Here is a 13,618-nt window from a genome sequence, read left to right as displayed (position 1 = left end):
AACGTTGAGCCGAGCGCAAAGAACAATGCTACCGCGATTGCTGATGCTTTCATGACGATCTCCTTATAGCTGCGGAAGCTCCATAGCTGTAGAAGCTCCGGAAATTTTCATTCGCTGCTTTCGTTCCTATTTTTGCTGCGGCCAAGTGCGGAGCGACTGCTTCGCGCAATAGGAACCTTTCCTGGCGCGGAGCTTAGGCAACAGCAATGATCGCGTGGCGCGACGCAGGGAGGAAGGACATGACGCCGAACTCAAAGAAGCCACTAAGGCCCGAAGATTTTCCCGTGGATGTCGAAGCTCAGAAGATAAAGAAGCAGGACGGTACTCCCATCGCAGATGCGGAGAGTCCCGCCGTCGCTGCCGAAATCGTAGAGCGTCTTAACGAGGACGAAGCCAGGCGCGAAGAAGACAAGTGGTCAGCCTAAGATATGAAGACAGCGAGCGTTGAGTTTAGCGGGCACGCGACTGCGTGTCTCGTTCGTAACCAGTCCGACACTGGGGCGGCGCTGGAGGTGGCCAGCGCCCTCGGTATCCCGGCGCAATTTACACTTCTGATCGTTGCTGATCGCTTGAGGTGCGGGTGCACGGTGATATGGCGAACGAAACACTTGATTGGTGTCAAGTTCCACTCAGCTTACGTGTCCAAGGGATTACCCCGCGAGAGTTGCGGACATGACAACGTAGCTGCACCGACACGGCGCCAAGATCGAAAGCGGTCCATGCTTGGCCGGTATTCCACATCCGAATTTCACGCCGCTCCGGATGCGCGGCCTCTTCCATGACGCGGGTAGCGAGGCCGAGTTCGTGAAAGACAAGCATGCCGTTGGCGCTGATCTGCACACCAGCCCCGATCTCCTGAAGGATCGGGGCCTGCTCGTAAATCTCGACCTCGAAGCCGCGCTTGATGAGGGAAAGCGCCGCCGTCAGCCCGCCTATGCCGCCGCCGGCTACGATGATTTTGGGTTTTCCGGCATTTTTCATAGCTTGCTACCCTTTCTTATGGATGCCAGCAGGACGGTCGCCAAAACAGCCATTCCTCCTAAGCCAGCTTTTGACTCAAGGTCGACATGGGCAAGAAAAAGCCCCGGAGAGTCTCGTTCAAGCTATTCTGAAGTGATCTGGGCATCCTTGACTACTTTGGCCCAGCGCAGGCGATCCCTGGCGATCAGTTCTGCGAGGCGATCAGGCGCGCCGCCTTGAGCGATCAAGCCTTGCTTGTCGAGTACGGCCCGAACGCCAGGCTGCGCCAGTATCTCATTGAAAACCGCATTGTAGCGGTCAACGATGGCTTTCGGTGTATCGACCGGGGCAAGAACGCCATACCACAAATCGACATCGAAATCGGTTACGCCAAGTTCCGCCAGCGTCGGCACATGCGTTGCCTGCGGCGCCCGAGCCTGGCTCCCGACGGCCAGGATACGGATTTGTCCCGCTTCCGCGAGAGGAAGCGCGGTATGGATCGGCAAGAACATGGCTGAGACGTGTCCGCCCGCGAGATCTTTCACGGCGCCCGCAGAACCCGGATACGGAATGTGTGTCAGATTGATTTTCGCTGTCAGCTTCAGCAGCTCCATGGCGAGATGCTGCGGTGTTCCCCGCCCTGGGGAAGCATAGTTGATCTCGCCCGGCTTGCTGCGAGCAAGTGCGATCAGTTCCGGGAAAGTGTTGACGTTGATCGAAGGATGCACAACGAGCGCAAGAACTCCGGTCGCGATCTCCACGATCGGCGCGAAGCTCTTCTCTGGATCGTAGGGGATCGAGCGATAAATGCTCGCATTCATCACAAAAGTATTGACGGTCACGAGAAGTGTGTGGCCGTCGGGAACAGCGCGCGCCGCTGCATCCGTGCCAATGTTGCCACTCGCGCCAGGCTTGTTCTCGACGATGACAGGTTGATTCCAGCGCTGCCGCAATTCCTCACTGAGGATACGCGCGAGTAGATCGGGCCCTGTGCCTGGCGAGAACGGAACGTTGAGCCGGATTGTTTGCTGCGACTGCGCCTGAGCCAGGCTCGGCGTCATGGCAGCAAAGGCCGTGGCCATGATTTCCAGCACCGTGCGGCGCGAATGCGTGCAACTTGCGGAGTCGGTCGCCACGATATCCCCCGTTCATGCCAGCGGGTGGTCCGCATGCGGTTACAACAAAATCTCTCATTATGAGATTTTTGATGTATTATGCGCTGATCGCGCGCCAGTTCAAGGTTAATTCTGTCAGACCGGAAAAAGTATCGCCGTAAGCAGGTGCGAGGCCGCGAGCCGAAAGTGGAGCGATGTCAGACCATGCGGCCTGAGGCATGAAGCCGACGAACAGCCTGGAACGGGTGCTGGCGGTTCTCGAGGTGTTTTCCGAGGAGCGCCTGGAATGGACGCCCGAGGATTTGATGCGCGAGCTCGGCTATAGCCGGCCGACGCTCTACCGCTATCTGAAGATCCTGAAAGATGCCGGCTTCCTGATGTCGACCCGCTATTCCGGTGTCACGCTGGGGCCCAAGGTCGTCGAGATGGATTATCTGACGCGGCGCTCCGATCCACTGGTGCTGCACGGTGTGCCCTATCTGAAAGAGCTGACGGCGGCCTACTCTTGCACAGCCATGGTTTTGCGCTGGTACGGCAACAAGATCCTCTGTGTGGCCTCTGAATCCTCTACAAAGAACCCGATCAGCTCCTATCCCCGCGGACGGCCGATGCCGCTGGGCCGCGGCGCGATCGCGCGCTCGATCATGGCGCTTCTGCCGCGGCCACGGCTGGTGCCGCTGATCGAGCGTAACCTCGCCGACTTGCGCTCGGTCGGCCTCGGCGACACCGCCGCCGACGTTCTGAAAAGCCTGAAGAAGGTTCGCAAGGCCGGATTTGCCGTCGCCTATGGCGAGGTCACGCCGGGTGCGGTCGGCATCGCTGCGCCGGTCTTCGACGATCGGCACTACCCGAACGCCAGTGTCTGCGTCACCATTGCCGGCACCCTGGTGACGGGCGCCCAGATAGACGAGATCGGCGCCGAGGTCCGGCGAGTGGCGCTGCAGATCTCGGCCAATCAAGCCACGGTGAGACAGAAATCTGACGCATAATCTTACATTGTGAGATTATCCTTGACTTGGCCGCGGTCCTATTCTCATTTGGCCGCGCCCCGCGGGCAGCCGCCGGGCGGATAACCCACGCCAATCGCAAGAAGCCAAGATGAGCACGCCCGCCGAATCCCCAGCGCAAGTCGTCATCGTCGGAGGCGGGCCGGTCGGTCTTGGTCTTGCGATCGATCTCGGCCAGCGTGGTGTCAGGTGCGTTCTGGTCGAGCGCTACCGTAGTCCGCAACCGATCCCGAAGGGTCAGAACCTGACCCAGCGCACCCTTGAGCACTTTTATTTCTGGGGTGCGGAGGCTGAACTTCGTGCGGCGCGGACCATCCCGCGCGACTACGGCATCGGCGGCATGACGTCATACGGCACGCTGCTAAGCGGCTACAGATATGACTGGCTGCAGCGCGAGCTGGTGCGGCCCTATTACTTCACCGACAACGAACGGCTGCCGCAATACGCGACCGAGGCGGTGCTGCGGCATCGCTTGAGCCAGTTGCAAGGCGTCGAGACCGTCTATGGCTGGAGCGCTTCCGGCATCGAGCAGGACGCTGGAGGTGTGCAGGTGACGATTGCCGAGCGCAACAGCGATCGTTGCCGCAAATTGCGGTCGGACTACGTGGTCGGTTGCGACGGCAGCCGCTCCCTGGTGCGCGAGGCCGCTGGCATCACACAGACCCTGACCGACCACGACCGGCTGATGGTGCTGCTGGTGTTCCGCTCGACCGGTCTGCACAAGTTGCTCGAGCGCTTTCCCAACAAGTCATTCTACAATGTGCTGCATCCGGAGCTAGAGGGCTACTGGAAGTTCTTCGGCCGCGTTGATCTCGGCAGCACCTGGTTCTTCCACGCGCCAGTGCCGCTCGGCACCACCAAAGACAATTTCGATTTTCGCCGCTATCTGTATTCGGCGGTCGGCAAGGAGTTTGACGTCGAATTCGAGCACATCGGTTTCTGGGATCTGCGCGTCGCGATATCAGATCAATACAGCATCGGGCGCGTCCTCATCGCCGGCGACGCCGCGCATAGCCATCCGCCCTATGGCGGCTACGGCATCAACACCGGCCTCGAAGACGCCGCCAATCTCGGCTGGAAGCTTGCCGCGGCGCTGCAAGGCTGGGCCGGAGCACATCTCCTCGATTCCTACGGCGAGGAACGGCGGCCGGTGTTCGTCTCGACCGCGCGGGACTTTATCGAGAAGGCGATCCAGAACGACAGGGAGTTTTTGGCCAAATTCGATCCCGCTATCGACAAGGCTGCATTTGAAGCCGAATGGCTGGCGCGCTCGTCCGGTGCGCGTTCGGAAGTTAATTCGTTTGAGCCGAATTACGAGGGCTCGTCCATCGTCGCCGGTCAGCCAGGTGCCGCCTGCAGCGCGATCGGGTCGCATGAATTCGCGGCCCGCGCCGGACATCACCTGGCGCCGCGCCAGCTCGCATCTAGCCGCAATGTCTTCGAGGAACTGGGCGCCGGTTTTACGCTGCTCGATCTCGGCGCGCCGAGCCCTGCTGTCACTGAAATCAAGTGCGCTGCCGAAGCGAGCGGAGTGCCGCTCACGCTGATCAGGGACGACAGCACGGAAGTGCGAAAATTCTACCAGGCGACGCTCATACTGGTCCGGCCCGATCAGATTGTCGCCTGGGTGTCGGACGGCGATGTCACGGATGCCACGGGGATTATCCGTCGCGTGATCGGCGGCCACCCCTGACGGCGTACGCCAGGTCCGTCGTTGAACAAGAAAACAAGCCGAAAGCCGGCAAGGAAACACAGGGAATCAAGGGTATGAGCCGTCACAGCGCCGCGCATTATTTCCTCGAAGGTCTCGTCGACCTCGGAGTTAAATATATCTTTGCCAATCTCGGCACCGATCATGTCTCGCTGATCGAGGAGATCGCGCGCTGGGACCGCGAAGGCCGCAAGCATCCGGAAGTCATCCTCTGCCCGCATGAGATCGTCGCCGTGCACATGGCCGGCGGTTATGCGCTGGCGACCGGCAGGGGACAGGCGGTGTTCGTGCATGTCGATGCTGGGACGGCCAATGCCTGCATGGCGATCCAGAACCTGTTTCGTTACCGGCTGCCGGTGATGCTGTTCGCCGGGCGCGCGCCTTACACGCTGCATGGCGAATTGACCGGATCGCGCGACACCTATGTGCACTTCGTGCAGGATCCCTTCGACATCGCCAGTATCGTGCGGCCCTATGTCAAATGGGAATACTCGCTGCCCTCGGGCATCGTCGTGAAGGAGGCGCTGGCCCGCGCGAGCGCCTTCATGCACAGCGATCCACCGGGGCCAGTCTACATGATGCTGCCGCGCGAGACGCTGGCCGAACAATGGGACGAGGCGCAGATGCCGGCCTATAACCCCGCGCGCTATGGCAGCGTCGCGGTCGGCGGTATCGATCAGGACCGCGTCGAAGCCATCGCCAGCCGATTGATGGCGGCGGAAAATCCGATCGCGCTGACGGCCTATCTCGGTCGCAATGCGGACGCTGTCGCGGCGCTGGAGCGCCTCGCGCTGGCCTGCGGCATCCGGATCGCGGAATTCAACTCGATCGATTTCAACGTCTCGCAGGATTCGCCCTGCTTCGCCGGTTTCGATCCGCTGCCTCTGCTGGAACAGGCCGATGTCGGGCTGCTGCTCGATACCGACGTGCCTTTTGTGCCGCAATACGCCAGGCGCGTCGAATCCATCGACTGGATCCAGATCGACATCGATCCGTTGAAGTCGGATTTCCCAATGTGGGGATTCCCGACCGACATTAGGGTCCAGGCCGATTGCGCGACTGTTCTGCGGCAGGTGCTCGAGGTGGTCGAGGCGCGCGCGGATGAGCTTTATCGCAAGCGCGTCACTGAGCGCATCGCCGGCTGGAGCGGTGCGCGCGATGCCGCGGCCAGGCGCCGCGCCGCTGCTGCCGAGAACAAGGGCACGTCAGGCGCGCTCAGTGCGGCCTATCTGTTCGCAACCCTGAACCGTACGTTGTCGCAGGACGATATCGTCGTCAACGAAGCGATCCGCAATGGGCCAGTGCTGCAGGAGCAGATCCGTCGGACGCAGCCGCACAGCTACGTCGGCCTCGCCGGCGGCGGGCTCGGCTTCAGCGGCGGCATGGCGCTGGGCTTGAAGTTGGCGCAGCCGGAGCGGCGCATCGTGCAGATCATCGGCGACGGCGCCTATCATTTTTCTTCGCCGGACTCCGTATTCGCCGTCGCCCAGCAATATCAAATTCCGATTCTGACTGTCGTGCTCGACAACGGCGGCTGGCAGGCGGTCAAGTCGTCGGTACAGAGGGTCTATCCGAAGGGCGTCGCCGCCGAGACCGATTCCTTTCAATCGCAACTGCGCTCGGGCCGGCAGGGCGAGAAACGACGCTTCTCCGATATCGGCCGCGCCTTCGGCGCGCATGGTGAATTCGTCAGCGAGCCGGATGAACTCGCCGCTGCGGTCGAGCGCTGCCTCGCCGCTGTCGACGGCGGGATCGCTGCCGTCCTGCATGTCCAGATCACGCCGCTCTAGCGCGCCAATCCAGCCCAGGGAGGGATCGAAATCATGAAAACCTTCAGCCACGTGGCGCTGGCCGCCATCTGTTTGAGCTCTTTCGGCCTCGCGCCTGCTGCCGCCCAGGTCAAATATCCGACCCGGGCGATTCACATCATCGTCGGCTTCACGCCGGGTGGTGGCAACGACATCATCGCCCGCATCTTCGGGCAGAAACTATCGGAAAGTCTCGGCCAGCCGGTCATCATTGAAAACAAGCCCGGCGCGGGGGCGATCCTTGCCACCGAATACGTCGCGCGGTCTGCACCTGATGGCTACACGCTGCTGGTCGGTGCCAGCGGCGCGATGGTGATCAATCCGGCAGTCTATGAGAAGCTGAGCTACGACACGATGCGGGATTTCAAGCCGGTGTCCGAGCTTGGATCGTTTCCACTGATCCTGATCGTCAACGCGGCGTCGCCGTTCAAGTCGTTGGCCGATCTCGTCGCCTACGCAAAAAGCAATCCAGACAAGGCGAACTATTCCAGTTCCTCCGCCGCCTTCCAGCTCGCGACCGAGCTGTTCAAGCAGAAGACCGGCGTTCCAATGCAGATGATTCCCTACAAGGGAGCCAACGATTCCGTCACCGCGGTGATCTCAGGCGAGGTGACCGCGACCATCGCCGACGCCGGACCGGTGACCAGCCAGGTCAACGGCGGTCAGGCGCGCGCGTTGGCAGTTGCTGCTCCGAAGCGGATGGACAGTTTGCCCGATGTGCCAACCATGAAGGAGGCGGGCGCTGACGTCGAAGCGGTGTTGTGGAGCGGCATATTCGTGCCCGCGGCGACGCCGCCCGAAATTGTCAGGAAGCTCGAGGCTGAATTCGTCCGTATCGCGCGGTTGCCGGACGTGATCTCCCGCCTAAAATTGCTCAACATCGAGTCCGTCGGCAATTCGTCGGAAGAGTTTTCGCGCATCATCGCAGCCGATCTCGAACGCTGGCGAGCGGTCGCCCGCGCCGGCAATATCAAGATAACCCAGTAGAACAGTCGTACGCGGAGACGGGGAAATGGCCGAGCAGCTGCAGGCTGACGTCGTGGTGGTTGGCGCAGGTCCGGTCGGGCTGACTTTGGCAATGGATCTGGCCTGGCGCGGCGTCGACGTCATCGTGCTGGAATCCCGCGCGCGGGGTGAGCCGCCCAGCGTCAAGTCGAACCACGTCTCGGCGCGCTCGATGGAAATCTTCCGCCGGCTCGGCGTTGCACAAAAGGTGCGCAACGCCGGATTGCCGGCGGATTATCCCAACGACGTGGTCTATCGTACCGCGTTTCTTGGCCGCGAAATCACGAGTATCAAAATTCCGTGCCGTGCCGAGCGCTACACGGCCAAGGACGGCCCTGATACCTGGTGGCCGACGCCGGAGCCGCCGCACCGGCTCAACCAGATCTATCTCGAACCGGTGTTGTTCGCCCATTTGTCGGCGATGCCGAGCGCGCGCATTTTCAACGGCACGACACTGATCGATTTTACGCAAGGCGCCGAACGAGTTACTGGCTTCGCCACCGCGAACGGCAAGGAGATCAATATCTCCTGTAGATTCCTGATCGGCTGCGACGGCGGCCGCTCGCTGGTGCGCAAGAAAATCGGCGCGACGCTGAGCGGCGACGTCGCGTTACAGTATGTTCAGTCGAGTTACATTCGCGCGCCGAAGTTGCTCGGATTGCTGCTGGAACAAGGTGGCACTCCGGCATGGGCGTCTTTCGCGCTGAATGCGCGGCAATCCGGCAACGTCTACGCCATCGACGGCAAGCAGAACTGGCTGGTTCATGTTTATCTCAAGCCGGGAGTAACGGACTTTGAAGCCGTCGACCGCGACGCCGCGATCCGCACCGTGCTCGGCGTCGACCAGGATTTCGAATACGAACTGATCAGCAAGGAAGACTGGGTCGGGCGCCGCCTGATCGCCGACAAGGTGCGCGACGACAAGGTCTTCATCTGCGGCGATGCCTGTCATCTCTGGGTGCCCTATGCCGGCTACGGCATGAATGCCGGCATTGCCGACGCCGCCAACCTGGCGTGGCTACTGGCGGCGCGGCTCGAAGGCTGGGGCGCGGAGGGAATTTTGGCAGCCTATGCCGCCGAGCGCCTGCCGATCACCGATCAGGTTTCGCATTTTGCGATGGACCATGCGCATGCAATGACCAAGGCGCGAAAATCCGTAAGCGACGAAATCGAGGCAGAGGGACCCGAGGCCGACGCCTATCGCGCCGCGCTCGGCAAGACGATTTATGACCTCAATGTGCAGCAGTATTGCTGCGCGGGATTGAATTTCGGCTATTTCTATCAAGGCTCGCCGATCATCGTGTATGATGGTGAACCTGCGCCCCCTTATACGATGGGAGAGTTCACGCCATCGACAGTTCCGGGCGCCCGCCTCCCCCACATCTGGCTCGCAGATCGACGTTCGATTTATGACGCGATGGGACCGTACTACACGCTGCTGCGACTGGACCCGGACATAGACGTATCCAGCCTGACAAATGCCGCAGCGGCTGTCTGCGTCCCGTTGACGGTACTTGATTTATCCAGCCCTGAAGCGGCGGAGTTGTTTCCCTACGACCTCATATTGGTCCGACCAGACCAGCATGTCGCTTGGCGGGGAAATGGCACCTCAGCCGATCCCGGTCGACTCGTGGATATCGTCCGTGGCGCGGGATCCGCAAAGTAGATCGGCTAACCGCATTGCTGGAGTCATAAGGCGACCTTATCAATTCAAGAGTATTTTGTGGCTAACCCGAAGCGTCAGGACTCTACAAGATGATCTGAGGCGTGTGTGTCAACCCACAGCGGGAGGCGAACGATCATGAGAAAATTGCTGTTGGCGTTCGTTCTATTGACGATCCTGCCAGCTCACCTTCCTCGTGACCAAGGCGACCAGGGTTGGAGCATCAAGCATTTCCACTCGTCCTGGCTGCCGGCACAATGACGATCTGCAATTGCTACCAGTGCACCGATAATACCGGCCGGCATCCCTAGAAATCCAACTCTGTTTGCTGGCGCGCGGGCCTCACAAGAAACACCGGGAGGGATCATGAGAAGCGCTTCAAGAGCCGTGATAGCAATCGTGCTCGCATGCCAGTGGACAGCAGTTGGGAGTGGTACGGCTGCGGGCGCTTACCCCGAACGTGCGATCCGCCTCGTCGTTGGGTTTCCCGCCGGCGGCAGTTCCGATGCAATCGCACGCATCGTACAGCCGACCGTCGAAAAGCAATTGGGGCAGACGTTGGTCATTGAAAATCGCCCGGGTGCAGGCGGCGCGATCGCGATCGGCATGGTCGCCAAGGCGCCGCCGGACGGCTACCTGATCGGACTGGGCGGCGCGGCGGGTCTAGGCGTCAGCCTCGGCGTCCAGGAGAACGCGGGCTATGACCCGCGCAAGGACCTCGCGCCCGTTACCGGCCTCGCGTCGGTGCCTTTCATCCTCGCGGCTTCGAATTCGCTGCGGGGAAAGACGCTTCGCGACATCGTCGCCATGGCAAAGCAGCCCAACCAACTTGCAATCGGTCACGGTGGTAACGGCACGCTGATGCACCTGACAACCGAGATGTTCAATCAGATGGCCGATACCAGGCTTGAACTGGTGTCCTATCGCGGTATGGCTCCGGTAGTTACCGATCTGATCGGCGGGCATATGCCGCTCGGGGTGATCGATCCTCCATCGGCAATGGCCGCGATCGAGGGTGGTCTCATTACGGCTATCGCCGTCTCTTCGGCGTATCGATATCAACGTCTTCCAGACATTCCAACATTTGCCGAACAGGGGGTCCCGGGTTTTGAAGCGACGGGCTGGTTCGGCATCGTTGCGCCGGCCGGAACTCCAGATGATGCAATCGCGAAAATCAACGCAGCATTTGTGACAGCGCTGAAGGATCCGGCAATCGTCGAGCGAATCCGCGCTCTGGGCTCTGATCCGTTACCAATGGCGCCGGATGAATTTTCACGATTTATCGAGAGCGAGGCGAAGAAATGGGAAACCGTTGTCGCAAAGGCGGGGAAGAAATAGATATGGCTTGAGGCGGCATCGCTGACGATCTTCTCGCGTCCGGCCTTAAGAGCCTTCGATCTGCGGTTGGCGGCCGCATGACAGGTAGCGTGGGTCGGTCAGCGTAGCGAGCCAGCAAGCCCGGCCTGAATTATGACTTTGCGCCACCGTTCGATTTCAGTGCTGATGAAACCTACCAGCTGATCACGCGGCGGGCTGTTGCCGGGGACCATGCCGAGCTTGATTACCTGCTGCGAACTACGGCAGCGAATGAGCTCGCTCGCCCGATCACCGTTGGCCTTGTGGCGGCCATTGCAATCGTTAGCCTCTGGACGCCTTCCGCTCACGCCGAAATCGCGGCCCGCTGGTTCTCACTGCCCAACTTCCTCTTCTTCGCGCCGGTGCCGATGCTCGTGCTGCTCGCCACATGGATGCTCCTTAGATTCCCGTAATGTTCGAGAGTAGAGGAAAATCGAATAGGACTCCTCCGCCGACTACTTTAAGTTAGCCAGCTTCTCTCTGTTCTCAATCGCCCGGTCGACGCTCGCGAACATTCCCAATACACATCTTCGGGCGGCCTCGTGGTACTCGCCCTCGCTGCGTACAACGCTCTTGGCGATCTCAATCCTATTTTCTTTAGTTTTGAAGATCTTTGGCAGCCGGGCGAAAACTGTATCAACTGCAGCCTGCATTTCGTTCGCTTTCTCACTATCGAGCAACATGCGCCATCTCCTTGCCTGCATGGCCTGCTTACAAACGAAGAGGGTGTTTGAGATCTTTACCCACTGCCAATATATCGGTGCCCCTGAACCCTCGATGAACGCCCTCGAATTCGAAACCACAAAAAGCTGATCGTTCTGTCGGGTCCACGACAGAGGGAGAGCCCGCGAGCATCTCGCCGTACGTTAATTTTTGATGGGAGGTCCATCACGTCCGTCAAGCAGAACCTATCGACGAGCATGGCGGCTGATGCGCTTACTCCAAAACCCTCATATTCAAACGCGGCGCCTCCAGCGTGCTGGAGTGGAAGCCCTCGGGATCGCTCTCCCCGAACCATTTCTACGCGCATCACCGTTGGCGAATACCGTGATGTAGTCGACGTCGCCGACCTGGTTGCTGGTGTTGACGTAGACAAAAACGGTCACTCTTCAGCTCTCGCGTTCCTCAATGGGACTGCTTGCCCGACCTCTCGCAGCGGAGGAGGAGCATTATTTCTCTCGAGCGCCTGAATCACGGCAATCCTCGCATGCATGACGAAATCGCGTCCTTCGGCGGCGCCGGCCAGGCTGGCAGCCGCGTGCTGAACCTTCGGATGATCATGCTCGGATTTCGGGACGGTCTTGCTCAGATGTTTGATCGCGTTCCGAAGCGTGACAAGCCGCCGGCCGCCGGGCACAGGGATGGCCTCCCAATGCGCAGGGACCAAGACACGACGCAACTCTGCAACCAACACAGCCGCTATCCTCGACGAGGCTTACATCGATGCCACCGAGAACTCCAGGGCATCTCGATCGCACCGGAAATCGCGACTTTGATCAGAGCGAGAATCCTGAGCGAGACCGGTCTGACCGCCTCCACCGGCATCTCCGACAACAAACTTCTGGCAAAGCTCGCCTCGGACCACCGAAAGCCAAATGGGCAGTTCGTTATCACGCCAAAGATGCGTCCAGCATTCGTTCAAGATCTCCCCCTCGGGAAATTCCATGGGATCGGCCCGGCGGCAAGCGCGAGGATGAATGGTCTCAGCATCTTCACGGACATGGATATGTGCAACCAGACGCTAGCGGCGGAGCTGCAGCCGCTGGTCGACAAGGTTTGGGGCCATTGTGACGCTAACGGCGCGCGGGGCCGGACGGCAATCCTCGAAGTAAAGTTCTCCAATTTCGAATTGATCACCCGCAGCAGGTCAGTCGCCGTCATCAATACTGCGAGTGGTTTTTCGAGCTTGGCCCTCGACCTGCTGAAGTATCTGATGCCCCCAAAGAAGACGAGGATCAGTTGTCTCTCCATATTAGATGAATATCAGTCGCCGCGATTACTCGTCCAGAAGGTCGAGGAACTCTTCGACCTTCCCAAGCGGTCCCTCGCGTCCGTTGCTGATGTAGACAACCCGATCGCCATCGCGTTGCAGGGATCGCGCCTTGGATTTCCGAAGTCGTCCCGGCAGGAATGTCGCGGCTAAGGCATCCGGGCCGACATCAAGTCTTATGATTCCTCTTCGCCTGCAGTCGATCCTGAGCCTTGCTGCGGCAAAGAAATCGCGGGCCGCCGGAGGCAATCTGCCGAAGCGACGAGAGGTCTCCTCCTCGAGATCGTCCAGCTCATCTTCGCATCGGCATCTGGCAACGCGGCCGTAGATTTCCAGCCGCACCGCCTCCGATTGCACGTAGCCTGCGGGCAACATGTCCCCTACCGGCAGATTCAGGTCAGGCACCCACAGATGGGCTGTTCTGTCGTCGGCTTTCTCCGAGGCCAATTTCAGAAGGTGGCTGTAGAGCACCGGCCCGAACACCTGCACATGACCCGACTGCCGCTCTGAAAGCACATCCCCCGCTCCCCTGAGGTCCAGATCCCGCGCGCTGATCGCGAAACCCGCGCCGGGTCTGTTGAACTCCTCCAGAACGGCCAACCGCTTCTCGGATCGCTCCGAGCCCGAATCGCTCAGCAAATACGCAAACGCGCGTATCCCGCTGCGGCCCACCCTTCCTCTGAGCTGATGAAGTTGCGCAAGACCGAACTTTTCGGGCCAACAGATCACGATCGTGTTTGCACGAGGGATATCGAGACCACTCTCCACGATGTTAGTCGCCAGCAGCACGTCCGCCGCGCCTTCGACGAAGCTCATCATTCGGTCATCTATGTCGTCGGCGGGCAACTTGCCATGCAGACAGACGATGCGGAGATCCGGGGCGACCGATTGAACGCGCGCCAGCATCTGATCAAGGTCCTGAATTCGCGGACAGATCAAGAAGCTTTGCCCGTGCCGCCTTTGCTCGCGCAGCAACGCGGAGGCAATAGCAGCATCCGAAAGA

General features: G+C 60.3%; 11 protein-coding genes and 1 pseudogene. 8 read left to right on the top strand and 4 right to left on the bottom strand.

From position 1 onward, the window contains the following. The first annotated feature begins 239 nt into the window (after positions 1 to 239). A complete protein-coding gene (locus CP49_RS25855) occupies positions 240 to 425 on the top strand; it encodes a hypothetical protein (protein ID WP_057848311.1) in 186 nt (61 codons plus the stop codon). A 193-nt stretch (positions 426 to 618) separates the two neighbouring features. Here the strand turns inward: CP49_RS25855 and CP49_RS45180 are convergent, their stop codons facing one another. After that, a complete protein-coding gene (locus CP49_RS45180; RefSeq protein ID WP_057852977.1) occupies positions 619 to 981 on the bottom strand; it encodes an FAD-dependent oxidoreductase in 363 nt (120 codons plus the stop codon). A 122-nt stretch (positions 982 to 1,103) separates the two neighbouring features. Then, complete coding sequence (locus CP49_RS25845) at positions 1,104 to 2,054, bottom strand: Bug family tripartite tricarboxylate transporter substrate binding protein (RefSeq protein ID WP_156438661.1); 951 nt, start codon at positions 2,052 to 2,054, stop codon at positions 1,104 to 1,106. A 239-nt stretch (positions 2,055 to 2,293) separates the two neighbouring features. On the opposite strand from CP49_RS25845, the gene CP49_RS25840 reads away from it, so the two are divergent. The 6 genes from CP49_RS25840 to CP49_RS25815 all read left to right on the top strand — a co-directional run bounded on the left by CP49_RS25840 (position 2,294) and on the right by CP49_RS25815 (position 10,607). Further along, on the top strand, positions 2,294 to 3,064 hold the full coding sequence (locus CP49_RS25840; RefSeq protein ID WP_057852975.1) for an IclR family transcriptional regulator: 771 nt from the start codon (positions 2,294 to 2,296) through the stop codon (positions 3,062 to 3,064). Positions 3,065 to 3,173: 109 nt separating this feature from the next. Then, positions 3,174 to 4,775: an FAD-dependent monooxygenase gene (locus tag CP49_RS25835; RefSeq protein WP_057852974.1), complete on the top strand. Its 1,602-nt coding sequence runs from the start codon at positions 3,174 to 3,176 to the stop codon at positions 4,773 to 4,775. Positions 4,776 to 4,849: 74 nt separating this feature from the next. Next, positions 4,850 to 6,583 (top strand): thiamine pyrophosphate-requiring protein, encoded by a 1,734-nt coding sequence (locus CP49_RS25830; protein WP_057852973.1) that lies wholly within the window; start codon positions 4,850 to 4,852, stop codon positions 6,581 to 6,583. A gap of 33 nt (positions 6,584 to 6,616) precedes the next feature. Continuing rightward, positions 6,617 to 7,588 carry a Bug family tripartite tricarboxylate transporter substrate binding protein gene (locus CP49_RS25825; RefSeq protein ID WP_057852972.1) on the top strand — a complete coding sequence of 324 codons (972 nt, stop codon included), beginning with the start codon at positions 6,617 to 6,619 and terminating at the stop codon, positions 7,586 to 7,588. Positions 7,589 to 7,613: 25 nt separating this feature from the next. Continuing rightward, on the top strand, positions 7,614 to 9,272 hold the full coding sequence (locus CP49_RS25820) for an FAD-dependent oxidoreductase (RefSeq protein ID WP_057852971.1): 1,659 nt from the start codon (positions 7,614 to 7,616) through the stop codon (positions 9,270 to 9,272). A gap of 363 nt (positions 9,273 to 9,635) precedes the next feature. Next, positions 9,636 to 10,607, top strand: a complete 972-nt coding sequence (locus CP49_RS25815) for a Bug family tripartite tricarboxylate transporter substrate binding protein (RefSeq protein ID WP_057852970.1) — start codon at positions 9,636 to 9,638, stop codon at positions 10,605 to 10,607. A 473-nt stretch (positions 10,608 to 11,080) separates the two neighbouring features. Here the strand turns inward: CP49_RS25815 and CP49_RS25810 are convergent, their stop codons facing one another. Next, entirely contained in the window at positions 11,081 to 11,308 is a 228-nt protein-coding gene (locus tag CP49_RS25810) for a hypothetical protein (protein ID WP_057852969.1), read from the bottom strand. A 741-nt stretch (positions 11,309 to 12,049) separates the two neighbouring features. On the opposite strand from CP49_RS25810, the pseudogene CP49_RS48990 reads away from it, so the two are divergent. Continuing rightward, positions 12,050 to 12,573 (top strand): annotated as a pseudogene (locus tag CP49_RS48990) (Y-family DNA polymerase); the annotation flags it as partial. 48 nt (positions 12,574 to 12,621) lie between these two features. Here the strand turns inward: CP49_RS48990 and CP49_RS47840 are convergent. Continuing rightward, positions 12,622 to 13,618: helicase-related protein (locus tag CP49_RS47840; RefSeq protein WP_276326854.1), on the bottom strand; the 997-nt coding region annotated here is incomplete at its 5' end.

Source organism: Bradyrhizobium valentinum (genome assembly GCF_001440405.1).
GTDB classification, from domain to species: domain Bacteria; phylum Pseudomonadota; class Alphaproteobacteria; order Rhizobiales; family Xanthobacteraceae; genus Bradyrhizobium; species Bradyrhizobium valentinum.
This window is presented reverse-complemented; position numbering and strand designations above follow the sequence as displayed.